Annotated in this window: 23 protein-coding genes; 3 read left to right on the top strand and 20 right to left on the bottom strand. The window is 70.4% G+C overall.

Going from position 1 to position 22,839, the window contains the following annotated elements:
• The 16 genes from MU407_RS08580 to MU407_RS08505 form a co-directional block, all read right to left on the bottom strand.
• Positions 1 to 907: IS1634 family transposase (locus MU407_RS08580; protein WP_246956702.1), on the bottom strand; the 907-nt coding region annotated here is incomplete at its 3' end.
• Positions 908 to 1,087: 180 nt separating this feature from the next.
• Positions 1,088 to 1,411 carry an Lsr2 family protein gene (locus MU407_RS08575; protein ID WP_102237067.1) on the bottom strand — a complete coding sequence of 108 codons (324 nt, stop codon included), beginning with the start codon at positions 1,409 to 1,411 and terminating at the stop codon, positions 1,088 to 1,090.
• A 112-nt stretch (positions 1,412 to 1,523) separates the two neighbouring features.
• The gene (locus MU407_RS08570) at positions 1,524 to 1,709 is read right to left on the bottom strand and encodes a hypothetical protein (RefSeq protein WP_246956701.1); all 186 of its coding nucleotides are present in this window, start codon (positions 1,707 to 1,709) and stop codon (positions 1,524 to 1,526) included.
• 1 nt (position 1,710) lies between these two features.
• Positions 1,711 to 3,219 carry a lysine--tRNA ligase gene (gene lysS / locus MU407_RS08565; protein WP_102237069.1) on the bottom strand — a complete coding sequence of 503 codons (1,509 nt, stop codon included), beginning with the start codon at positions 3,217 to 3,219 and terminating at the stop codon, positions 1,711 to 1,713.
• Positions 3,220 to 3,263: 44 nt separating this feature from the next.
• Entirely contained in the window at positions 3,264 to 4,112 is an 849-nt protein-coding gene (gene panC / locus MU407_RS08560; RefSeq protein WP_246956700.1) for a pantoate--beta-alanine ligase, read from the bottom strand.
• Positions 4,109 to 5,020, bottom strand: coding sequence for a DUF2520 domain-containing protein (locus MU407_RS08555; protein ID WP_246956698.1), 912 nt, complete (start codon positions 5,018 to 5,020; stop codon positions 4,109 to 4,111). The genes panC and MU407_RS08555 overlap by 4 nt, the downstream gene beginning before the upstream one ends.
• A complete protein-coding gene (locus MU407_RS08550; protein ID WP_246956696.1) occupies positions 5,017 to 6,624 on the bottom strand; it encodes a PH domain-containing protein in 1,608 nt (535 codons plus the stop codon). The genes MU407_RS08555 and MU407_RS08550 overlap by 4 nt, the downstream gene beginning before the upstream one ends.
• Complete coding sequence (locus MU407_RS08545) at positions 6,621 to 7,226, bottom strand: PH domain-containing protein (RefSeq protein ID WP_102237103.1); 606 nt, start codon at positions 7,224 to 7,226, stop codon at positions 6,621 to 6,623. Before MU407_RS08545 ends, MU407_RS08550 begins: the two co-directional genes overlap by 4 nt.
• 131 nt (positions 7,227 to 7,357) lie before the next feature.
• Positions 7,358 to 7,870: a DUF3180 domain-containing protein gene (locus MU407_RS08540; protein ID WP_246956695.1), complete on the bottom strand. Its 513-nt coding sequence runs from the start codon at positions 7,868 to 7,870 to the stop codon at positions 7,358 to 7,360.
• Positions 7,867 to 8,763, bottom strand: coding sequence for a 2-amino-4-hydroxy-6-hydroxymethyldihydropteridine diphosphokinase (folK, locus tag MU407_RS08535; protein WP_246956694.1), 897 nt, complete (start codon positions 8,761 to 8,763; stop codon positions 7,867 to 7,869). Before folK ends, MU407_RS08540 begins: the two co-directional genes overlap by 4 nt.
• Positions 8,760 to 9,620 carry a dihydropteroate synthase gene (gene folP / locus MU407_RS08530; protein ID WP_246956693.1) on the bottom strand — a complete coding sequence of 287 codons (861 nt, stop codon included), beginning with the start codon at positions 9,618 to 9,620 and terminating at the stop codon, positions 8,760 to 8,762. The genes folK and folP overlap by 4 nt, the downstream gene beginning before the upstream one ends.
• Positions 9,621 to 9,637: 17 nt before the next feature.
• Complete coding sequence (gene folE / locus MU407_RS08525; RefSeq protein ID WP_158239496.1) at positions 9,638 to 10,243, bottom strand: GTP cyclohydrolase I FolE; 606 nt, start codon at positions 10,241 to 10,243, stop codon at positions 9,638 to 9,640.
• Positions 10,240 to 12,297, bottom strand: coding sequence for an ATP-dependent zinc metalloprotease FtsH (gene ftsH, locus MU407_RS08520; protein ID WP_246956692.1), 2,058 nt, complete (start codon positions 12,295 to 12,297; stop codon positions 10,240 to 10,242). Before ftsH ends, folE begins: the two co-directional genes overlap by 4 nt.
• Positions 12,298 to 12,301: 4 nt before the next feature.
• On the bottom strand, positions 12,302 to 12,856 hold the full coding sequence (hpt, locus tag MU407_RS08515) for a hypoxanthine phosphoribosyltransferase (protein ID WP_102237104.1): 555 nt from the start codon (positions 12,854 to 12,856) through the stop codon (positions 12,302 to 12,304).
• Positions 12,857 to 12,936: 80 nt separating this feature from the next.
• Entirely contained in the window at positions 12,937 to 14,031 is a 1,095-nt protein-coding gene (gene tilS, locus MU407_RS08510) for a tRNA lysidine(34) synthetase TilS (RefSeq protein ID WP_246956691.1), read from the bottom strand.
• Positions 14,031 to 15,440, bottom strand: a complete 1,410-nt coding sequence (locus tag MU407_RS08505; RefSeq protein WP_246956690.1) for a D-alanyl-D-alanine carboxypeptidase — start codon at positions 15,438 to 15,440, stop codon at positions 14,031 to 14,033. Before MU407_RS08505 ends, tilS begins: the two co-directional genes overlap by 1 nt.
• Positions 15,441 to 15,507: 67 nt before the next feature.
• Between MU407_RS08505 and MU407_RS08500 the strand changes: the two genes are divergently transcribed.
• On the top strand, positions 15,508 to 16,020 hold the full coding sequence (locus MU407_RS08500) for an inorganic diphosphatase (RefSeq protein WP_102237080.1): 513 nt from the start codon (positions 15,508 to 15,510) through the stop codon (positions 16,018 to 16,020).
• Here the strand turns inward: MU407_RS08500 and MU407_RS08495 are convergent.
• Together MU407_RS08495 and MU407_RS08490 are read right to left on the bottom strand one after the other, a co-directional pair.
• The gene (locus MU407_RS08495) at positions 16,004 to 16,747 is read right to left on the bottom strand and encodes a hypothetical protein (RefSeq protein WP_102237081.1); all 744 of its coding nucleotides are present in this window, start codon (positions 16,745 to 16,747) and stop codon (positions 16,004 to 16,006) included. The genes MU407_RS08500 and MU407_RS08495 overlap by 17 nt on opposite strands.
• Positions 16,748 to 16,889: 142 nt before the next feature.
• Positions 16,890 to 17,570 carry a peptide deformylase gene (locus MU407_RS08490; RefSeq protein WP_158239497.1) on the bottom strand — a complete coding sequence of 227 codons (681 nt, stop codon included), beginning with the start codon at positions 17,568 to 17,570 and terminating at the stop codon, positions 16,890 to 16,892.
• 313 nt (positions 17,571 to 17,883) lie between these two features.
• On the opposite strand from MU407_RS08490, the gene ugpC reads away from it, so the two are divergent.
• Positions 17,884 to 18,969, top strand: coding sequence for a sn-glycerol-3-phosphate ABC transporter ATP-binding protein UgpC (ugpC, locus tag MU407_RS08485; RefSeq protein ID WP_102237083.1), 1,086 nt, complete (start codon positions 17,884 to 17,886; stop codon positions 18,967 to 18,969).
• A 106-nt stretch (positions 18,970 to 19,075) separates the two neighbouring features.
• Positions 19,076 to 20,317 carry a DUF4032 domain-containing protein gene (locus tag MU407_RS08480; RefSeq protein ID WP_102237084.1) on the top strand — a complete coding sequence of 414 codons (1,242 nt, stop codon included), beginning with the start codon at positions 19,076 to 19,078 and terminating at the stop codon, positions 20,315 to 20,317.
• A gap of 56 nt (positions 20,318 to 20,373) precedes the next feature.
• Here MU407_RS08480 and rlmB read toward each other — a convergent pair whose 3' ends face one another.
• On the bottom strand, positions 20,374 to 21,321 hold the full coding sequence (gene rlmB / locus MU407_RS08475) for a 23S rRNA (guanosine(2251)-2'-O)-methyltransferase RlmB (RefSeq protein WP_246956689.1): 948 nt from the start codon (positions 21,319 to 21,321) through the stop codon (positions 20,374 to 20,376).
• Positions 21,322 to 21,340: 19 nt separating this feature from the next.
• A complete protein-coding gene (gene cysS / locus MU407_RS08470; RefSeq protein ID WP_102237086.1) occupies positions 21,341 to 22,783 on the bottom strand; it encodes a cysteine--tRNA ligase in 1,443 nt (480 codons plus the stop codon).
• Positions 22,784 to 22,839: the final 56 nt, after the last annotated feature.

The following is a 22,839-nucleotide window of genomic DNA, read 5'->3' as shown; positions in this document are numbered from 1 at the left end:
TGATGGTGTCGATGACCTGCCCGTCACGGAACGCGTCGCCGTGCCAGTGGAAGTGATGCGCCAGATCAGCGGGGGCTTTCTTCATCCGGGAGCCGACGATGAACCGCAGCCCTGCCTCATCCAGCGCCGTCAGATTCGCCGCTGAGAGCATCCCGGCATCCGCGACCACGACCATGTCGGCGATCCCGTGGCGGGCCTGGAACTGCCGGATGATCGGCAGGATCGTCCGCGTCTCGGCGTGATTGCCCTCGAAGCAGCCGATCTCTAGGGGGAACCCCTGGCGGTCCACCAGCAGACCGACCACGATCTGCGGATCCACCCGACGTTCCTTGGAGTACCCGACCTTACGCAGGGCATCTTCGTTCTCCGCCTCGAAATACAGGGTCGTCACGTCATACAGCACCAGCGAGACATCACCCCTGTTCAAGGCATACTCGAAGCAGGCAGTGGCGATCTGGTCGCGGTATTCGCGGGTGGTGCAGCGCTTGAGCGCGGCGTGGAAGGTGTTGCGGTGAACCGCGGGGATCCCGATCTCTTCGAGCACCCGCCCGGCGTCGCTCATCGAGGTGGGTTCGATCAGCCGCGCAGCGACGAGCTGGAAGAACGCCTCATCATCGATGACGTCAAAGCCCAGTTGCTCCCAGGCGCCCCTCAGCGTGTTGATCAGCAGCCGGGAGGCATCGGAGTGCACCGTCGCCCCACCACGCGCCTGCGAGGAGAATCCAAGGTCAAGCTCGCCCTGCCCAGCGTGGATCTTCTTCCTACCTGCCTCCATCAACGCCACCAGCTGCGCCTGGGTATGCGCGGACCCCAGGTGCTCCAGCACCACGTCCCGCCGGTTCCTCCGCTCAGCGATCTGCACGGCCGTCGCACCCGAGGCCGTCTTCACCTTCCTGAGAAACACCACCCGATTAGTGTGCCACCCCGGACCACCCACACACCCCTCACCAGCACAAACACGCCTCCCAACCCCGAAATCCGCCACCACCTGTGCAAGTCAGGCTGCACAGCAACGGGGTCTTTGCACAGCAACGGGCCCGCACCATCACGCAGATGGTGCGGGCCCGTCACGTTGCGCGGGGCCGGATCAGGCGTGCGCCTCCTCGTAGGCCTTGCGGATGGTGGCGGAGATGCGGCCACGGTCCGGCACCTCGTAGCCGGCGCTGCGTGCCCACTCCCGGATCTTCGCGGACTCACTGCTGCGGGAGGCGGGGGCCGTGCCGCGGGTGCGGCGGCCGCCCACGCGGCGGGCCTGCTGCGCCCAGGTGCCGATCTGCTCGCGGATCTTCTCCGCATTCTCCTCGGACAGATCGATCTCATAGGCGACGCCGTCCAGGCCGAAAGTGACGGTCTGGGCCGCCTTCGTCCCGTCGAGGTCGTCGATCAGTTCCACATAGGTCTTCCGTGCCATGGTTTCCCTCGCCTGTGTTCAATGGGTTCGATGGTGCACGCTCATCGTCGTGCGTCACGGGACAGTATTACGACTGCTGACGGAAAGAGCAAACAACAAACGCGTTCACACGTTACCGAACTGTTCGTGAACCTTCATCCTGGTCCGCTCGCCGCAGATATTCCTGTTCCGCCTCACGTTCGGCCTCGCGTTCCCGCCGATCAGCCCGCAGCAGGGCGCGGATCGCGAACCAGAAGATCAGGCCCACGCCGATCGACGGCAGCAGTGCACCGGCCTCGAACCAGAACCCGGAATCCATCTCAGGCCTCCGGCTTCACCAGCGGGAACAGGATGGTCTCGCGGATCCCCAGACCCGTGATCGCCATGAGCAGGCGATCCACGCCCATTCCCATGCCGCCGGTGGGCGGCAGCGCATATTCCATGGCCTGCAGGAAATCTTCATCCAGGCGCATCGCCTCATCATCGCCCTGCGCGGCCAGGCGGGCCTGCTGCTCGAAGCGCTCGCGTTGGATGACGGGGTCCACGAGCTCGGAGTATCCCGTGCCCAGCTCGAAACCGCGCACGTACAGATCCCACTTCTCCACCACGCCGGGCGTGGAACGATGCCCGCGCACGAGGGGGCTCGTCTCGACCGGGAAATCGCGCACGAACGTCGGCTCGTGGAGATGGTCGCCGACGCGATGCTCGAACAGCTCCTCGACGAGCTTTCCGTGCCCATACTTGGGATGCTCCAGATCCAGATCCAGCGAACGGGCGATCTCGCGCAGCCTCTCCGGTGTGGTCTCGGGCGTGATCTCCTCGCCCAGAGATTCGGAGAGGGAGCCGTACACGGTGATCTTCCGCCACTGGCCGGAGAAGTCGTATTCGCTGCCGTCGGCGAGGGTGACCACCTGGGATCCGGTGGCATGTTCGGCGGCCTCCTGGATCAGCTGCTGGGTGAGATCGCCGATGGTGTTGTAATCGCCGTAGGCCTGGTACGCCTCGAGCATCGCGAACTCGGGCGAATGGGTGGAATCCGCGCCCTCATTGCGGAAGTTGCGGTTGATCTCGAAGACCTTCTCGAGCCCACCCACAGCGGCGCGCTTGAGGAACAGCTCCGGCGCGATCCGCAGATACAGGTCCAGGTCAAAGGCATTCATGTGGGTCACGAAGGGGCGGGCCGCCGCACCGGAGGGGATGACCTGCAGCATCGGGGTCTCCACCTCGATGTACCCGCGTTCGTGGAAGGACTCGCGCAGGGCGTGCATGACCTTGGCGCGGGTGCGGACGGTGTCGCGCGCCTGCTGGCGCACGATGAGGTCCACGTAGCGGTGGCGCACCCGGGACTCCTCGGACAGATCCGCATGCAGCACCGGCAGGGGCCGCACGGCCTTCGCAGCCATCTGCCAGGAGTCCGCGAAGATGCTCAGCTCCCCGCGGCGGGAAGCGCCCACACGGCCGTGGAAGAACACGTGATCGCCCAGATCCACATCGGCCTTCAGCTGCGCCAGGCGCTCCTCGCCGATCACGGCTTGGGAGGCCATGACCTGCAGGCGCTGACCCTCACCGTCCTGCAGGGTGACGAAGGCGAGCTTGCCGGTGTTGCGGGTGAACACCACGCGGCCGGCCACTCCGGCCTCATCCTCGGTCTCCTGACCGGCCTCGAGGTGGCCGTACTGCGCGCGGACCTCGGCGATGGTGGTGGTGACGGGCACGGAGACGGGGTAGGCCTCCTCGCCGCGGGCCAGCAGGCGCTCCCGCTTGGAGCGGCGGACCGCGACCTGGTCGGAGGTGTCCGTCGGCTCGGGGGCAGGGGTGTTCTCGCTCATGGGGGCGATTGTCTCATCACCTTCTGTCCGATGCCCGGTCGACCTCAGGGTGCTGTCGCCTCCGCCACAGCGGCATCCAGCAGCCGGGTGCCTTCCACGCGGGCGGCCACCATGATGAGCACCTCACCGCGGTGCGCATCCGTGATCTCGCGTAGCGTCGCCGGGTCCACCGCGGCGGCGTAGTCCCAGGTCACCTCCGCCCGGTCGAGGGCATCTGCGAGGACGGCACGGATCGCGCTGGCCGATGGGGCGGCGGCCCGGGCGGCGGTGACCGTGCGTGACAGGGCGAGCGCCTCCTGCTTCCCGTCCTCGCTGAGGTAGACGTTGCGGCTCGAACGGGCCAGGCCCGACGGTTCGCGCTGGATGTCCACGGGCTCGATCCGCACCGGCAGGTGCAGGTCCGCGACCAGGCGCTGGACGAGGGCGAGCTGCTGGGCGTCCTTGCGGCCGAACACGCTCACGTCGGGCCGGGTGAGCTGCAGCAGCTTGGTGACCACGGTGAGCACGCCGTCGAAGTGGCCGGGGCGCTGGGCGCCCTCGAGCACGGTCCCGGCCGGTCCGGCGGTGACCGAGACGGTGGGCGGCAGCACCGGGTACATCTCCTCCACGGCCGGGGCGAAGATAAGGTCGACCAGGCCGTCGACCGCGGCGAGATCCGCGTCGAGGTCGCGCGGGTAGGCGTCGAAGTCCTCATGGGGGCCGAACTGCAGGGGGTTCACGAAGTCCGTGAGGATCACGTGGTCGGCGAGCTCGCGGGCGCGCGCGACGAGGGCGAGGTGCCCGTCGTGCAGGGCCCCCATCGTCATCACGGTGGCGACGCTGCCGCTGAGGGCATCACGCTGTTCGCGCAACTGCGGGATCGTCGTGACCAGGGTGGTGGTGCGCTCGCTCATGGGTTCTCCTGCTCCGGCGGCGGGGTGAGCAGGGCCTGGAGGGCAGCGCGCTGCTCGTCCCGCAGTGTCGCACGGTTCAGCGCGGCCCTCGCGAGGGCCCGATAGGTGTCGGCCGTATCCGCGGCGGTGCCCGGGGTGGCGGTGGCATCGAGGTCCGCGAATGCCTCGAGGTGGGCGCCGACGGTGCCCGCGTCCCCACGCATCACCGGCCCGGTGAGGGCCCGGGAGCCACGCTGCAGGGAGTTCTCGAGCGCCGCCTCGAGCAGGGGCCGCAGGTACGCGCCGGGGTCCTCGATGCCGATCCGGCGCAGGGATTCGCGGGCCTGGTCGACGAGGACCACGAGGTGGTTGGCGGCGTGGGCGAGTGAGGCGTGGTAGAGGGGGCGGTCACCCTCGGCGAGGATGACGGGCTCTCCCCCGAGCTCGACGACGAGCGCCGCCGCGACGGGCAGCAGCTCCTCGCTCCCGGTGACCGCCATGGGGCAGCCGGTCAGGCGCGGCAGGTCCGCGCGGGTGCCGGTGAAGGTCATGGCGGGGTGGATCGCGAGGGTCGCCGCGCCGGTCCGGGCCAGGGGTGCGAGGACGTCGGCGCCGTGCATGCCGCTGGTGTGCACCACGAGCTGCCCGCCGGGGGCGAGGCCAGCGGCGGCGATCCCGGCGGCCAGGGGCGCGAGCTCATCATCCGGCACGGCGAGCAGCAGCATCTCGCTGCGTTCGACGATCGCGGGCACGTCCAGCAGCGGCACCCCGGGCAGCAGCTCGGCGGCACGCTCGCGGGAGGAATCGGAGACGGCGTAGGCGCCGGTGATCGCGTGCCCCTCCTCGCGCAGGGCCGCGCCGAGCACAGCGCCGACGCGGCCCGCGCCGATCACACCGATGCCGAGCCGCGGGGCGTCCGGGCCGGTCACGGAGCCATCTCCGCAGGCGGGGTCGGCACGGGCGGGCCACCGGCGAGGACCGGGCGCGGCCAGTGCTCACGGTCGCTGTAGCGGCGCAGCGTCGCGGCGTCCCGGCTGAGGGTGGCGTGCAGGGCGAGGACATCCGCGCGCGCGAGGTTCGTGAGCATCGCGCTATCTCCGGCCACCTCGACCGTCAGGTCCAGGACCCCGAATCGCCGGGTCAGCGGCCCGTCACCCACCGAGAGCTGCTGGATGCGCTCGCGCGGGATGATCTGCACGCGCCGGGTGAAGATGCCGGAGCGCAGCAGCAGCGCGCCCGGCAGCAGCACGGCCACCTCGGTGCGCCGTGCGATCCAGTACAGCGGCACCGGGGTGCGCAGTCCGTCGATCTGCCGGGCCGGGGCGGTCAGCAGGTGCTCGAGCGTGGCGAGGTCATCGTCGGTCCCGAGCGGCGCGGCCAGATGCCCGAGGGTGGCCGCGAGCTCCTCGCGGGTGCCGACGGGCAGCACGGGCCGATCGCCGTCCTCTCCGAGCTCGGCCATGCCGGCCACGGTGGCGTTCACGGCAGTCCAGCCCGGGCTGCGCCACAGCAGGGGGCGGTGCAGCTCAAGGCTCTGGATGCGGCCGGGAGCGATGTTGTCCGTGCGGGTGTTCAGCAGGCCGCGGCGCATCCGCAGGCCGCCGTCGGTGCTGCGGGAGACGAAGCCCCATCCGGCCTCGATCCGGCCCAGCACATACTTCGGCACGGCGATCACGACGGGGGCAAGAGGCACGATCACCGCGAAGGAAAAGCCGTCCTGCCAGATCGCGAGGCCAATGGCGAGCAGCACACCGCCCACCCCGGCGAGGATGCCGATCACGAATCCGACATCCCGCAACAGGGCGTGGATGAGGCGCTGTGTGGGCACCTGGGCGATGAGCTCGCCGTCGGTCACCCCGTCGTACAGCACCTGGTGCATCCGCGCAGCCACACCGTCCCGGGGAGCTTGTGCGGCCTGAGCATCGCCAGCATCCGCAGCCGTCTGCTCCTCCCCCGCCGCCGGGTCGTGGGCGGCGCTGCCGGGCGATTCCTCCGGGCTCTGGGCGACCGTGAGGATCTCGCGACGCAGCCTCTCGGCATCGGCCGATCGCACGTACTCGATGTCCAGGTAGGAGTCCCCGGCCCCGGCCACCTCGACGCGCACTTTCGCCAGGCCCAGCAGCCTCGCCAGCAGCGGGCGTTCCACGGAGACCGATTCGATGCGGACCCGCGGCGCGAACTCGCGCGAACGGCTGATCCACCCGGTGTGCAGGGACACGCCCTCGGCATCGACCGCGTAGGTGGTGAACCACCAGGACAGGGTGGAGACAGCGACGGCGATGACAAGCGCCACGGCGAGCACACCGAGGGCGACCAGGGCCCGGGTGAGGGTGAAGTCCTCGAGCAGGCGGGCGATGTTCTGCGCGGTGGCCACCGCGATGGCGCCCACGATGATCTTCCACCCAGACACGAGCGGGGTGATCGGGTGGGTGCGGTGACGGGGCGCCGACGTGCCGGGCTCGATGCTCGGCGCCTCCGGTGCCTCGGGCGAGGTGTCGGGTGGCGGGGCGGTGACGGGATCGGGGGTGCTCACAGCGCCGCCATCAGCTCGACGCCACGTTCGGACAGCAGGGCGCGCAGCCGCTCAGCCTCCTCGCGCGGCAGGCCGGACACGGTGACCGTGCCGTTGGCGGCCGTGGTGAGCTCAAGGGTCGCCAGGCCATACTTCCGCTCGATCGGGCCTTCGTCGATCTTCACCGACTGCACCCGCCCATACGGGATGGTCTGGACGGTGCGGAACATGATGCCGTCGGCCACGGTGAGGTGGTCCTCATCATCACGGTAGCCGAGGGCCCGCACCCGACGCGGGGTGAACACCAGGGACTGCAGCACGAGCAGCAGCGGCACGAGGCCCAGCGCCCCCAGCCACCACCAGTCGGTGGCGAGCCATCCCCACACGGCCGCGCCGGCCAGGGCGAGGCCGATCGCATACAGCACGAGGGAAGCGAGGTAGCGGGCGGGGATCAGGCGCTCTGACACCGGGCGCAGCTGATCAGCGCCCAAAAGGCCATCGGCCGGGTCCGACAGCGGCGCGGGTGTCACCGCTGATACAGGGGTGCTCTCCGCCGCTGCGGGGGTGCTCTCCGCCGCTGCGGGGGTGTGCTCCGCCGCGGGACAGGTGGGGGAATCGGTCATGGCATCCATCGTGGCATCCATCGGCGCCGATGCCCTACGACATGCGGTGTCCTGGCCCCCGGCGAAGGTCGATGTTTCCCCGGGAGATCCCCGACGGGCCGCGACAGGTGCACCCTCGAGCTTCCGTGCGCTCAGCCGCCGGCCTCTACGCCATCCTCGGGCTGGGCCTGCCCGTCATCGGGCGGCAGCTGGCCCCAGCGCTCCACGATCACGCCGAGCACGGCGAGAATGATCCCCGCCAGAGCCGCCGCCGCGGTGGGCAGAATCCCGCGCACCGGGTCGCCCACGCCGGTGAGCAGCAGAAACAGCGCCTGGCCGGTGAAGATCCCGCCCATCACCGAGCCGGTGTAGGCGCAGGCGCGGGCCAGCAGCACGGTGCGGAAAGCCGTGGGCAGGTCGATCTGGTGGCGCCGGGGCTGCAGAGAGGGATGCTCACGCCGCTCGGCGCTTTCGAGCATGTACCGCCGCAACGGCAGCCCGTAGCCCAGCAGCGCCGCGGCGAGGGTGAGCAGCACGGCGCTGGTGAGCCAGCCGGAGATCGGCAGGGTGTGGCCCCGCCGCAGCACCGTATCCAGCATCTGCGCACCGAAACCGGTGCTGAGCACGAAGATCAGCACGAGGATGGGGGTGCTGAGGGGCTTCACGGTCGCGCGAATCCCTCAATCTCGGGGCCGGGCGCGAGGTCGGCGCGGTCCGCTGCCTGCGCGAGCAGCGCGCCGATCGGCCCGTGCCCGGGCAGCTCGTCCTCGGGCCGGGCGGCATGCCACGGGCCGAGCACGAAGGCACGCTCGTGGGCGCGCGGATGCGGGATCGTCAGCTCCGGATCGTCGCTGCGCCAGGTCCCGTAGGTGATGACGTCCACATCCAGGGTGCGCGGGCCCCAGCGGATGCTCCGCTCACGCTGGGCGGCCTGCTCGATGCGGTGCGCGAGCTCCAGCAGCTCCCAGGGCCCGAGGAGGGTGCGCACCCCGATCACGGCGTTCAGGAACTCGCCCTGATCCGCGGGGCCGCCGACCGGGGCGGTGCGCAGCACCGGGGAGGTCCAGGCGATGTCGATCCCTTCCGCGGCGTGCAGCTGCTCGAGAGCGGCGCGCAGGTGCTCCTCGCGGTCCCCCAGGTTGGTGCCGAGGGCTAGCACGGCCTCTTCCGGGGCGGCCTCCCGCTCGATGCTGAGGGTGACGTCCTGCACCGGCAGGCCGACGGGGGCGGCGCTCTTGCGCAGCCGCAGCGCGAGGTGGCGCACGAGCGGATGGCCGACGTCCTGCAGGATCCTGCGGGCGATCCGGTCGGCGAGGGTCTCCAGCAGGGCGACCGGCTCCCCGGAGAGCTCCTCCTGCACGGCGCGGGCCACGTCGGCGTAGTTCACGGTGCGGGTGAGATCATCCCCGGCGGCGGCGGGCGCAGTGTCCAGCCCCAGGGTGACATCGGCGCTGAAGGTCTGGCCGAGGGCGGTCTCCTGGGCGAGCACGCCGTGGTGCCCCCAGGCCCGGATACCGGTGACCTCGATGCGGTCCAGGCGGCGGCGCGGGCTGATCATCGCCCGCGGCTCCGGCGCAGCCTGTCCCCCACCGTGACGGCGGCGAGGCTCGGCGGCACGGCGTGCACGCGCACCGCCCAGGCGCCGTGCTCGGCGCTGTAGGCACTGATCGCGGCGGTGGCCTGGTCGCGGTCCACCCCGAGGGCGCCGACGAAGCGTTTGCGGGAGGCGCCGATGAGAATCGGCAGGCCGTGCTCGGCGATCTGCTCCCACTGCGACAGCACCGCCCAGTTCTGCTCGGCGGTCTTGGAGAAGCCCAGGCCCGGGTCCGCCACCAGGAAACGATCTTCCACGCCGGCCTCGCGCAGATCCGCGAGGCGCTCGGCGAGCTCCGCGGCGACCTCGGCGGCGACGTCGTCGTAGACGGCCAGGTCGTTCATGACGTCGCTGTGGCCGCGCCAGTGCATGGCGATGAACACCGGTGGGGTGCCCAGATGGGTGCGCAGCCGTGCGGCTTCGCGGCCCATGTCCGCATCGGCGCGTCCGGCGGAGACGTCGTTGACGATCAGCGCTCCGGCGGCGACGGATTCCGCTGCGACGCTCGCACGCATCGTGTCCACGCTGATCACCGCACCTTCGGCGGCGAGCTCGCGCACCACGGGGATGACGCGGCGCAGCTCCTCGGCCTCATCCACCCGGGGTGCGCCGGGGCGGGTGGACTCCCCGCCCACATCGATGATCTTCGCGCCCTCGGTGAGGAGGCGTCGGCCGTGGGCGAGGGCGTCGGGCAGCTCGTGATGCTGGCCGCCGTCGGAGAAGGAGTCCGGGGTGACGTTCAGCACGCCCATCACGAGCGTCTCGTCGGCGGGGAGGTGGGAGGGCAGCCCGTCGGGGCGTCGCAGCTGGCTCATCGTCATCGCGCCATCGCTTCCGGTCAGTGTCCGCGGATCAGGGCGAGCGCCTCGGCGCGGGTGCTGGTCTCGCGCAGCATCCCGCGCACCGCGCTGGTGATGGTGCGGGCGCCCGCGGCTCGCACCCCGCGCATGGACATGCACATGTGCTCGGCCTCGACGACGACGATGCTGCCGGCGGCGCCGAGCTCCGTGGTGAGGGCATCGGCCACCTGGGAGGTAAGGCGCTCCTGGACCTGCGGGCGGCGTGCGAAGCCCTGGACGAGGCGGGCGAGCTTGGACAGGCCCGTCACGCCGCCGCTGCCGGGGATGTAGCCCACATGGGCGGTGCCGAAGAAGGGCAGCAGGTGGTGCTCGCACATGGAGAAGAACTGGATGTCCCGCACCAGCACGAGCTCCTGGTGGTCGATGTCGAACGTGGTGCGCAGCACCTCGCTGGGCTCGATCGCGAGCCCGCCGAACACCTCGGCGTACATGCGGGCCACCCGGGCGGGGGTGTCCTTCAGGCCGTCGCGGTCCGGGTCCTCCCCGATCGCCGCGAGGATCTCCCGCACCGCCGCCTCGATCCGGGCGTGATCCACCGTCGGCAGGGACGGCTCGCCGGTCATGCCCGCGCTGGTTTCGCTCATCCCTGCGGCGCCCCGGGGATCTGGGGGCCGTCCCCACCCGGGTGCGGCAGCTCGGGCGGACCCGGGGTCAGCGGCTCGCCGGCGTCGGAGGCCTCCGGTTCGCCGCTCGGGCCGCCCACGCTGGGGGCGGCGAGGGCCGGGCGCTCCGTGCTCGAGGCCCACACATCCCGCGGCGGCTGCTTGCGCACGTCACGGAAGATATCGGCGAGCTCCTTCTCATTCAGGGTCTCCTTCTCGAGCAGCTCCTCCACCAGGCGGTCCAGCACGTCGCGGTTACGTTCGATGACGGTCCAGGCCTCGTCCAGGGCATCGTCCAGGAGCTTGCGGACCTCCTGGTCCACGAGGCTCGCGGTCTCCGCGCCGTACTTGGGGCTCTGGCCCTGCTGCATGCCGACGAACACCTCGTCCTGGTCGCCGTTCAGCGCGACCTGGCCCACCCGGGCGCTCATGCCCAGCTGCATGACCATCGTGCGGGCGATCTTGGTGGCGTTCTGCAGGTCCGAGGACGGCCCGGTGGTGACATCGTGGAAGATGCTCTCCTCCACGGCGTAGCCGCCCATGGCGTAGGCCAGGCGATCCAGCAGCTCATTGCGGGACTGGTAGTTGCGGTCCTGGGTGGGGACCACCATCGTGTAGCCGCCGGCGCGGCCGCGCGGCAGGATCGTCACCTTGGTGACGGGCGCGGAGTGGTTCAGCGCCGCCGCCACGAGCGCATGCCCGCCCTCGTGGTACGCGGTCATCTGCCGCTCCCGCTCGGTCATGACCTTCGAGTACCGCTGCGGACCCATGGACACGCGGTCGATCGCCTCATCCAGGGCGCGGTTGTCGATGATCTGGTTGCCGGAGCGCGCGGTCAGCAGCGCCGCCTCGTTGAGGACGTTGGCGAGATCAGCACCGGACATGCCGATGGTGCGCTTGGCGACGTGCTCGAGGTCGACGTCGTGCGCGAGGGGTTTGCCCTTGGCGTGCACCTGCAGGATGTGCAGGCGGCCGTTGAGGTCCGGAGCCTCCACGGCGATCTGCCGGTCGAAGCGGCCCGGGCGCAGCAGCGCCGGATCCAGGATGTCCACGCGGTTGGTGGCGGCGATGAGGATGACGTTCTGGTTCTCGTCGAACCCGTCCATCTCCACGAGCATCTGGTTCAGGGTCTGCTCGCGCTCATCGTGCCCGCCGCCCATGCCGGCACCGCGGTGGCGGCCCACCGCGTCGATCTCGTCGATGAAGATGATCGCCGGGGCGTTCTCCTTGGCGGTGTTGAACAGGTCGCGCACGCGACTCGCGCCCACGCCCACGAACATCTCCACGAAGTCGGAGCCAGAGATCGAGTAGAACGGCACATTCGCCTCACCGGCCACGGCGCGCGCGAGCAGGGTCTTGCCGGTGCCGGGCGGGCCGTACAGCAGCACGCCCTTGGGGATCTTCGCGCCGACTGCCTGGTAGCGCTCGGGGCTGACTAGGAACTGCTTGATCTCGTCGAGCTCCTCGACGGCCTCTTCGGCGCCGGCGACGTCCTCGAAGGTGACCTTCGGGGCTTCCTTGTTGAACAGCTTGGCCTTGGACTTGCCGAACTGCATCGCGCGTCCGCCGCCCTGCGCGTTCATGATGAGGAACCAGAACAGGCCGATGAACAGCAGCAGCGGCAGGAAGCTCAGCAGCAGCGTGGACCACCAGGCGCTGGTGGAGATTTCGTCGGTGTAGCCCTTCTCGGGTGCGGCGTCCTCAACGGCCTGCACCACCTGTTCGGCGCGGGCGTCGACGTAGGCGAAGGTGACCTGCTTGCCCTTCTTCTCCTCGCCGTCCGTGAACTCCTCGGTCAGGACGAGGTCCACCCGCTGCTGGTTGCCACCGATGATCTTGGCCTGCTCGACGGTGTCCCCGGCCAGCAGCTCGAGTCCCTGCTCGGTGTCGATGCGCTCGTAGCCGTCGCGGCCCAGGACGGAGAACAGCAGCATGCCCAGCAGCAGCGCGACCACCACCCACAGGGCGATCGAGCCGGGCCGACGCTTCTTCGTGCCGCCGCGCTGCTTGGAGGTGTTCTGGGAAGAATCTGCCACGTGATCAGTCCTGGTACACGGAGCGTGCGAGGACGCCCACGTAGGGAAGGTTGCGGTAACGCTCGGCGTAGTCCAGCCCGTAGCCGATGACGAATTCGTTGGGGATATCGAAGCCGACGTATTTCACGTCGATCTGGACCCGGGCGGCCTCGGGTTTACGCAGCATCGTCGCGATCTCAACGCTGCGCGGTCCGCGCGAGCGCAGATTGGACAGCAGCCACTTGAGGGTCAGGCCGGAGTCGATGATGTCCTCGACGATCAGCACATCCCGGTCGGTGATGTCCCCCGAGAGGTCCTTGAGGATGCGCACCACCCCGGAGGACTTGGTGCCCGAGCCGTAGGAGGACACGGCCATCCAGTCCATCTCGACGGCGAGGTCGATCTCGCGGGCGAGGTCCGCCATCACCATGACAGCGCCCTTGAGCACACCCACCAGAATCGGGGGGTTCTCGGCATAGTCGGCGGTGATCTGCGCACCCATCTCCGTGAGCCGGTCGCGGATCTGCTGCGAGTCCAGCAGGACCCGTTCGACGTCGGGGTGGATGTGCGTCTCAGGCACGCGGATCTCCTCCAGGTACATCGGGTCCAGGACCGTCGGGGCTCTCGCCGCGGGATCATGCTCCCTGGTCGGGACGGCAGTCAGTCGGACTGACGGCGCCACACCAGCAGGCCGTCGCGGCGAGCGACCTCGATCCTACCCGGAACGCTTACAGCATCCTGACCGTGCCAGGTGACCACCAGCGCATCGATCTCCAGCACGTGCCGTCTCAGCAGGGATTTCGTGGAGCCCTGTGGCGCCGTGGCGCGGATTGCGCGCTCGGCGGAACGCGTGGCATCGCGCACCACACGGGTGCGCAGCGGTGTGGGGACCGCGGCGAGGGCGTGCACGTCCAGGGCCAGCACATCCCCCGTCTCGTGCAGTTCACCGGCGTCGCGGCGCAGGGCCGTGAGCAGCTCGGCGGCCTCGGCGTCGAGGTGGTCGACGTCCGGGCGGACGAGGTCAGCGGTACGTGCGAGGTTCTCATCGATCTGGTCCCCGAGCACGTCCCGCAGCTGCGGCAGCAGCTCGTGACGCACGCGGGCGCGCAGCAGTGTGCGGTCCGCGTTCATGGGGTCCTCCCACCAGGTGAGGTCGTGCAGGCGGCAGATCTCTTCGGTGTCGGCACGGCGCAGGGCGGTGCGCTCATCGCGCCCGGTCCCGAGGAACGGCCTCAGCAGTGCTCCGCGGCGGCGCGGGATTCCGGCCAGCGCCCGCGGACCGGCACCGCGCGCAAGACCCATGAGCACCTGCTCGGCCTGGTCATCGAGAGTGTGGCCGAGCAGGACGGCGAGCGCCCCACGGTCGGCCCGCAGCTGCTCGAGGGCGTCGTGGCGGGCGGTGCGGGCGGCGTTCTCCACACCGCCCGGAGCCTCTGCGTCGACGTGGACGCGCAGCACGTGCGCGAGGCAGCCGAGCTGTTCGGTGGTGGTGCGGGCCTGTTCGGCGATGCGCGCGGAGTCGTCCTGCAGGCCGTGGTCGACGATCGCAGCCTCGGTCTGCAAGCCCAGTCGCTCCCCCACCCAGGCGGTGGTCACCAGCAGAGCCAGGGAATCGGCGCCACCGGAGAGGCCCACGAGGAGCCGCGGGGATAGGTCGCCGACGGCGGTCGCATCGGCGAGGTCCTCGATCCGCACGGTCACCGCTGCGCGCACCGCGGTGCGGGCGCGGGCGACCACAGGGGGTGGTCCGGCCATCAGTCCACCTGCACGAGCTCGGCGGCAACCGCGTCGACGGCGGCGCGCGCGTCATCGGCGTCCGCCCCGTCGAAGCCGTGCACCACGATGGAATAGCCGACGGTCCTGCCGTCGGGCAGCACTGCCACCCCGGCGAGCGTGGCTGCGCCCCCGAGGTATCCGGTCTTGCCGCGCACCAGCCCGTCGGCGTCTGACGTATCTCCGCGGTCGAAGCGGTCCGCGAGGGTGCCGCTCAGCCCGGCGATCGGCACGTCGTAGAGGATCTGCTCGAGCACGGGGGCGCTGCCGGAGGCGACCTGGGCGAGCACCGCGGACAGCAGCGCGGGCGGGACGCGGTTGCTGCGCGAGAGGCCGGAGCCATCGTGGATCTCGAGGGTGTCCAAGGAGGTCTGGTCCACGCCGAGCTCGGCGCCGAGCTCACGGATCTCCGCCTCCACCGCGGCGGCCGCACCTTCGGGTGTGGTGGGTTCATCGCGGGCCAGCGCCACGAGGTGGGCGAGCAGTTCGGCGGTGGTGTTGTCGGAGACCAGCAGGGTGTGGCGCACCAGCTCGGACAGCGGCTCGGAGGCCACCTCGACGCTCGGGGCGTCCTGGGGTGCCTCTCCCTTCGTGACGTCACCGGCGACCTCGAGGTCCTCCGCGGCCACAAGCTCGGCGAAGCGCTCGGCGGCATCCCGTGCAGGGTCCAGGGACTTGCGGCCGTAGGGCTCGGCATCCAGGCGGCCGGAGTCGAGGGCGAGAGAGGCGGTGGGCGCCACCCAGCCTCCGGCCGGCCCGTTGTCCCCCCAGGCCGGGTTCGCGCCGCCGGTGAGGTAGCTGTCGTCGTACCGCACCTGCACCGTCGTGAGGTCGGCGTCCTTCGCGAGCGTGGCGGCCTGGGAAGCCAGCTTCTTCACGTCTTTCTCGCTGAGGGTCATATCCCCGCCGCCCACGAGGGTGATGGTGTCGCCGTCGAGCGTGGCGCGCGTGACCAGGACCTCATCGCCGCTGTACTGGCGCAGGACTGCAGCAGCGGTGAGCAGCTTGAGGGTGGAGGCGGGCACATGCGCGCTCTCGGCGTCGCGGGCGGCGAGCACCTCACCGGTCTCAGCATCGACCACGCTGAAGGCAAGACCGCCGTCCACCACGGGCAGCGTCGCCTTCGCCTCCATGCGTTCCTGCAGACTCTCCGCGTCAGCGGGCGCAGAGGCGGGCGGCTCCCCGGGCACGGCGTCGGGGACAGGGATGCGCTTCCAGTCCTCGGAGACGGCGCGCGGACCGGAGGTGGGACCCTCCTCCTCGCGGGTGAGAGTGAGCACACCGGGAAAGGCGTCGGTGAGGTCCCCCAGCACGTAGAAGGAGACGGGGACGGCGGCGCACATCACCATTGCGGTGGTGCGCCAGATCCTCTCGCGTGCGGCCTTGGCCATGACCCCACGATAGGGTGTCCCGGTCAGTGTCAGTGGCCCAGCGGGCCGGAGCAATGGAGCCTCTGTCGTGGAATTCGACGTGACCATCGAGATCCCTCGCGGGAATCGCAACAAGTATGAGGTGGACCACCACAACGGGCGCATTCGCCTGGATCGGATGCTGTTCACCGCCACCCGCTACCCGGATGACTACGGGTTCATCGAGGGGACCCTCGGTGAGGACGGGGACCCCCTGGACTGCCTGGTGCTGCTGGAGGAGCCGACGTTCCCCGGCTGCCTGATCCGCTGCCGGGCGCTGGGCATGTTCCGCATGCGGGATGAGTCCGGCGGTGACGACAAGATCATCGCGGTGCCGGTGGGTGACCGGCGGCAGGTGCGGCGGCAGGAGCTGACCGACGTCTCCGAGTACCACCGCCTGGAGATCCAGCACTTCTTCGAGGTGTACAAGGACCTCGAGCCGGGCAAGAGCGTCGAGGGCGCCCACTGGGAGGGCCGCACGGACGCGGAGGCGGAGATCCGTCGCTCCTACCAGCGTGCGGTGGGCACCGAGCACGCCAACGAGTTCACGCAGGAGGATTGATCCCGCGTCCTCCAGCGGACTGGGCGGACTGGGAGAAGATCTCGTGCAGCGCCTCCACCACGGAGCGTGCCACCGCGCGGGCTGCCAGTCCGCCCAGGACCGCGCCGATCCCGAAGGGCAGCAGGCGGGTGACCCACACCCGGCCGGTGCGGGCCAGGATCCGACGGCGGATGTACTTGCCCACCTGACGGCTGATCAGACCAGGCACGATTCCGCCCCCGCCCAACACGGCGTTCCACTGCAGCCCCTGCTTGCCCAGCGCCTTGGCGATGATCTCGGTGCCGCGCTCACCGCTGAGCACGGCCATCAGCACCAGGCGCCGTGACTGCTCATCGCTCATGTCCACGCCGTGGATCTCGGCGGCCGCGAGGGTCAGAAAGGCGCTCGTCTGCGCGAAGGTCAGTCCCTCGCCCAGGGTGAGTCCGAAGGCCGCCACCGTGCCCAGCCCCGGCAGTGCCGCAACACCTCCCGCTCCGGCGCCGACGGTGGTGGTCAGCGCGACGAACCGTCCGGTGAGCAGCTCGAGCAGCTGACGCTCGGTGGCCTCCGGACGCTCGGCGCGCAGGCGCTCGACGTAGCCGCGCGCGAGCGGAGCCTGGGCCTGCAGGACACGGTCCAGGAGGTCGATCCAGGGCTCGTCGGCCAGCTCCACCTCGCCCGCAGCAGCGGGAGCCAGGCCCGGCGCCGGCATCTGCGGGTCCATGCTGGGGTTCTGCTCGTCTGCCACCGTCGGTCCTCCTGCTGTCTCGCGTTCGCGGTCCCGCGACCGCGGGACCAGGGCAACGCTACCCTGCCCGGGCCCTGGGGCGGTGCCACGCAGCGCCGTCCGGCACCGTGCCGCCCGGCGGGCTGTGCAGGCCGGTGGGCGGTCAGTCCGCGAGGATGACCTCGCCCTCCCCCAGGCGCGTCACCCCTCCCTGAAGGCCCAGGCGCCGCACGGCATCGGGCAGGGACGCGTAGCGGCCCGCATAGCCCGCGGCGACGAAGGAGCGGGGCACCGCGCGGTCGTGACACAGGGTGCCGTGCAGGTGGTCCGTCTCGTGCTGGAGGATCCGCGCGGTCCAGCCCACATGCTCCTCCTCCACCTCCCGCAGGGTTCCGTCGGCCAGCAGTTCGGTGGCGGACAGGCGCACGCGGCGGGAGCGCGGCACGATCGACTGCCAGCCATCCACGGACAAGCAGCCCTCGAAGGCGAAGACGCGTTCGCTGCCCAGCAGCTCCACCGCCGGGTCCAGCAGCACGCGCAGCGGCAGTGGGTCGCGCTCGAGCAGCTGATCATCGGGATCGTCCGGATCCGCGAAAGGATCCTCGACGACCACCAGGCGCAGCGGCAGGCCGATCTGCGGGGCGGCGAGCCCCACACCGGGAGCCTTGCGCATCGTGACCACCATCGCCGCGACCAGCTCGCTCAGCAGCGATGCCTCCAGGCGGCCATGAGCGCGCAGCGCCTGGCGGCGCAGAGCCGGGTGCCCGGCCTGCACGATCCGCAGCGGTTCGTCGGTGCCCGCGCGGCGGGTGAGGATCTTCTCGGTCAGCTCGGTGATGTCCACCGCGCCAGTATTCCGCACCGCCCGCTGCATCGACGGCCTACCTCATCCGCTGCCCTCCCGCACGGCCGCTCGCGCCCGCTGCCCTCCTACCCTTCTGCCCTTCTGCTCTTCTGTCCGTCTGTCCTCCTTCTGCCCCTTCCGCCCGCCTGTCCTCTGCCCACGTGTCGGGCACGTCACGTCGGAGTCGAGACATGGTCTAGAGTGGTACCCACCGGTGCGATGGCGCACCCCCTCGCGGAGGCCAGCCGGACCCGGTGACCATCACTTCACGACGGACCGTCCGGCACGTACCTGCCGGTGAAGGAGAATCCCCATGGCAACAGTCACCTATGACCACGCCAGCCGCATCTACCCGGGCCAGGAGTGGCCCGCGGTCAACGAGCTGAACATCGAAGTGGGCGACGGCGAGTTCCTCGTCCTGGTCGGCCCCTCCGGCTCTGGTAAGTCCACCGCCCTGCGCATGCTCGCCGGTCTCGAGGAGATCGACGCGGGCCGCATCCTGATCGGCGAGCGCGACGTCACCGACGTGCCGCCGAAGGATCGTGACATCGCCATGGTGTTCCAGAACTACGCGCTGTACCCGCACATGACGGTGGCCGACAACATGGGCTTCGCCCTGAAGATCGCCGGCACCCCGAAGGCGGAGATCCGTCAGCGCGTCGAGGATGCCGCCGCGATTCTCGACCTCACCGAGTACCTGGACCGCAAGCCGAAGGCACTCTCCGGTGGTCAGCGTCAGCGTGTAGCCATGGGCCGCGCGATCGTGCGCTCCCCGCAGGTGTTCCTCATGGATGAGCCGCTGTCCAACCTGGATGCGAAGCTGCGTGTGTCCACCCGTACCCAGATCGCCTCCCTCCAGCGCCGCCTGGGCGTCACCACCGTGTACGTGACCCACGACCAGACCGAGGCCATGACGATGGGTGACCGCGTGGCGGTGCTCGACCGCGGCGTGCTGCAGCAGATCGACACCCCGCGCCGCATGTACGACCACCCCAACAACGTGTTCGTCGCCGGCTTCATCGGCTCGCCCGCCATGAACCTCGTGGAGGAGCAGCTGACCGATCAGGGCGCCCGCTTCGGCGACGCGATCCTCCCGGTGGACCGCACGACCCTCTCGGGCACCGATGAGAAGACCGTCACCGTGGGTGTGCGCCCCGAGGATCTGGACATCGCCACCGACGGCCAGGGCATCCCGGTCGAGGTGGACGTGGTCGAGGAGCTCGGCGCCGACGCCTTCATCTACGGCCGCCGCGCTGGCGCCGAGGAGACGGACAAGCCGTTCATCGCGCGCGTCGACGGCCGCCGTCCTCCCCAGAAGGGTGAGACGGTGCACTTCCGCCCCAAGGAGAACCACGTGCACCTGTTCGACACGAAGACCGGTGAGCGTCTGGGCGACTGACCCACCCCGCACCGCAGCGCGACGGGCGTCCGGCCGAGAGCCGGGCGCCCGTCGCCCGTCCGGGCCGCTGGCGCGCCCCACGGTCGATAGGGAGGACAATGGAGCCATGGCACCTCTGGAGATCACCGCGGCCCGGCCCGATCCGGCCCTGCTGGACCTGCCGTGGGAGCAGCCGCTGGAGCAGTGGCCGGAGGAGATCCTGGCCGCTCTGCCGCGCGGCATCTCGCGGCATGTGGTGCGCTTCGTGCGCGTCTCCGGCCGCGTCCTGGCTCTGAAGGAGATCAACCATGATCTGGCCCGCCGCGAGTACGACATGCTTCGGGTGCTGCGGCGCATGGGCGAGCCGTGCGTCGAGCCCTTCGCGGTGATCTCCGGGCGTGTGACACCCGCCGGGGAGCCGCTGGATGCGGTGCTGATCACGCGCCATCTGCAGTTCTCCCTCCCCTATCGGGCGGTGTTCAGCCAGGTCTCGCAGGAGGAGACCGCGCAGCGGCTGCTGGACGCGCTCACCGTGCTGCTGGTGCGTCTGCACCTGGCCGGTTTCTACTGGGGGGATGTGTCGCTGTCCAACACGCTGTTCCGCCGCGACGCCGGGGCGTTCGCCGCATACCTGGTGGATGTGGAGACCGGGACGCTGCATGAGGAGCTGACCGACGGGCAGCGCCGCTACGACCTGGATCTGGCGCGCACCAACATCATCGGCGAGCTGATGGATCTGCAGGCCGGGGAGATGCTCGACCCCGAAGTGGATCCCGTCGAGGTGGGCGATGAGTTGGTGGACCGCTATACCGAGCTGTGGGACACCCTCACAGCGCGCGAACGGTTCTCCGCCGATGAGCGCTGGCGGGTCTCAGCCCGCATCGAGAAGCTCAACGAGCTCGGCTTCGACGTGGGCGAGCTGGAGATCACCACGGACCTGTCGGGCACCTCCCTGTCGATCATGCCCAAGGTGGTCGATGCGGGGCACCATGCCCGGCGTCTGATGCGCCTGACCGGCATCGATGCGCAGGAGAACCAGGCGCGGCGGCTGCTGAACGATCTGGACCAGTACCGGGCGGCCACCGAGCAGCAGGCCGAGGACGAGGAGTTCGTGGCCCACGAGTGGCTCAAGCAGCAGTACGAGCCGGTGGTGCGGGCAATCCCCCGGTCCATGCGCTCCAAGCTCGAGCCGCCGGAGTTCTACCACGAGGTGCTCGAGCACAAGTGGTTCCTGTCCGAACGGGGCGGGCAGGATGTGAGCCTGGATGACACGGTGCGGGATTACATCCTCACCGTCCTCAGCCACCGCCCCGATGAGAAATCCCTCGTGACGACGGAGACCTCGGCTCTCCCGATCCTCGACAGCTGAGCGGCACCGGCCGTCGCCCGGCGCGGCAAGCAGCGTCGGCACCTCCTGGGTGCGGCTCAGCGCAGGCCGCGACGCTCCCGCACCCCGGAGACCTCATACAGGGCGATCGCCGCAGCGACGGAGGCGTTCAGCGACTCGGCGCGTCCGGCCATCGGCACGGACACCACCTGGTCGCTGATCTCGCGGGCAAGCCGGCTGAGCCCCTTGCCCTCCGCGCCGACCACGAGGGTGACCGGCTCGGTGCCGAGCTCCAGATCCCGCGTGTTGACATCCCCGTCGGCGTCCAGTCCCAGAACGAACACACCCTGGGACTTCAGGGACGTCAGGGCCCTGTTGAGGTTCGTGACCTGGGCGACGCGCACGCGACCGGCCGCCCCGGCGGCGACCTTCCACACGCTCGCGGTCATCGAGACGCTGCGCCGCTCGGGCAGGATCACGCCGTGGGCGCCGAAGGCGTCGGCGCTGCGCAGGATCGCCCCGAGGTTGCGCGGGTCGGTCACCCCGTCGAGGGCCACCAGCAGCGGGGTCTCGAACCGGTCGGCGGCGATCTGCAGCAGCTCGGGCACGTCCGCGTACTCGTATGGCGGGATGGTCAGCGCCACCCCCTGGTGCACGGCATGGTCGGTCATGCGGTCCAGGTCCGTGCGGGAGGCTTCGGCGATAGGGAGGGCTCGCTGAGCGGCCAGCCGCAGGATCTCCCGCACCCGCTCATCGGTGTCCAGGCGCGTCATGATGGTCAGCTTGGTGGCGGGCACATCCTCCTGCAGCGCCTCGAGCACAGCGTTGCGTCCGGCCACCTGGTCGCTGCCGGGGGCCTTGCGCTCGGTGCGCGTGCTGCGGCTCTTCCCGGTCCCGCCTGTGTAGGCCTTGTGGGCCGGGCGATCCTCCGCCTTGGGGGTGGGGCCACGGCCCTCAAGCGCGCGACGACGCTTGCCGCCAGAACCGACGGTGACGCCCTTCTTGCTCTTGCGCACCGCGCCGCGGCGCGAGCTGTTGCCTGCCATAGGGGTGTCTCCTCGCTGCTCAGTGCTCGGACGCGAGGCTCCAGCTCGCGCCATCCGGGCCGTCCTCGATGCGGATGCCCGCGGCCGTGAGCTGATCACGCAGCGCATCGGCGCGCGCCCAGTCCTTCTCGGCGCGGGCGGCGGCGCGGGCCGCGAGCTGGGTCTGGATCAGCGCATCGAGCACGGCATGCTCGGCGCCGCCTGCGGTCGCGTCGGCCCATTGCGCCGCCAGCGGGTCCAGGCCCAGCACATCGAGCATGCCGCGCAGGGCGCCGAGCGTCGCCGCGAGCTGCCCGCGGTCCGCTGCGCTGCCGGTGGACAGCAGGGTGTTCAGGCTCGCCTGGGTGCGGTGGACCACAGCCAGGGCCTCAGGCACGGAGAGGTCATCATCCATCGCGGCGGTGAACTCCGCCGGCAGCTCCACGGCGCTGAGATCCGCATCAGCAGCGGCAAGGGGATGCTCCCCCAGCAGTCCGGCGGCCCGTCGGGCGGTCTGGGTGAAGCGCTCCCACACCACCTCGGCCTCGCCCACGGCACGGGCGTTGTATTCGACGGTGGCGCGGTAATGGCTTCCCACGAGGGCCAGGCGCACCGCGGGAGCAGGATGCTCGGCGAGCGCGCGGGCGGCGGTGACGAAGTTATCCAGGCTCTTGCCCATCTTCAGCCCGTCGACGGTCAGCACACCGGAGTGCATCCAGCGCTGGGCGAAGCCGAAGCCGGCGGCGCGGGACTGCGCCTGCTCGTTCTCATGATGCGGGAAGCGCAGATCCAGGCCCCCGGCGTGGATGTCGAAGGTCTCCCCCAGGTACTTGCGGCTCATGGCAGAGCATTCGAGGTGCCAGCCCGGCCGGCCGCGCCCGAAGGGGGTGTCCCAGGCAGCGGTGGCGGGCTCCTCGGGCTTGGCCGCCTTCCACAGCGCGAAGTCGCGCCGGTCCCGCTTGCCGGGCTCCATCTGTTCGCCCGCATCCTGCATGTCCTCGAGCGACTGGCGGGTCAGCGCCCCGTACTCGGGGAAGGAGCCGACGTCGAAGTACACCGATCCAGCGCCGTCGGCGTACGCGTGTCCGCGCTCGATCAGCCGCTGCATGAACGCGATCATCTCCGGGACGTGCCCGGTGGCGCGGGGCTCATAGGTGGGCCGACGGTTCCCCAGCCGATCCAGCACGTCCCCGAACTCCCGCTCGAACCGCAGCGACCATGCCCACCACTCGGCGCCCGCCTCGGCGGACTTCGCCAGGATCTTGTCGTCGATGTCGGTGACGTTCCGCACGTGGGTGACGGCGTATCCGCTGCGCTCGAGCCAGCGCACCAGGACATCGAAGGCCAGGAAGGTGCGCAGGTGCCCCAGATGCGGGGCGCCCTGGGTGGTGGGGCCGCAGACATACAGCGACACCGCCCCCGGGTGCACCGGGTTCAGCGGTGCGGTGGTGCGGGTGGCGGTGTCGTGCAGGTGGAGGCTCACAGGCTCCAGGGTACTGCCTTGCCGGTCAGGCCCGAACAGGTCAGGCGGCCGATGGG

The organism is Brachybacterium sp. Marseille-Q7125 (assembly GCF_023062615.1).
Classification (GTDB): Bacteria; Actinomycetota; Actinomycetes; order Actinomycetales; family Dermabacteraceae; genus Brachybacterium.
Note: the sequence above shows the minus strand (reverse complement) of the source record. Positions and strands in the feature narration are given on the sequence as shown.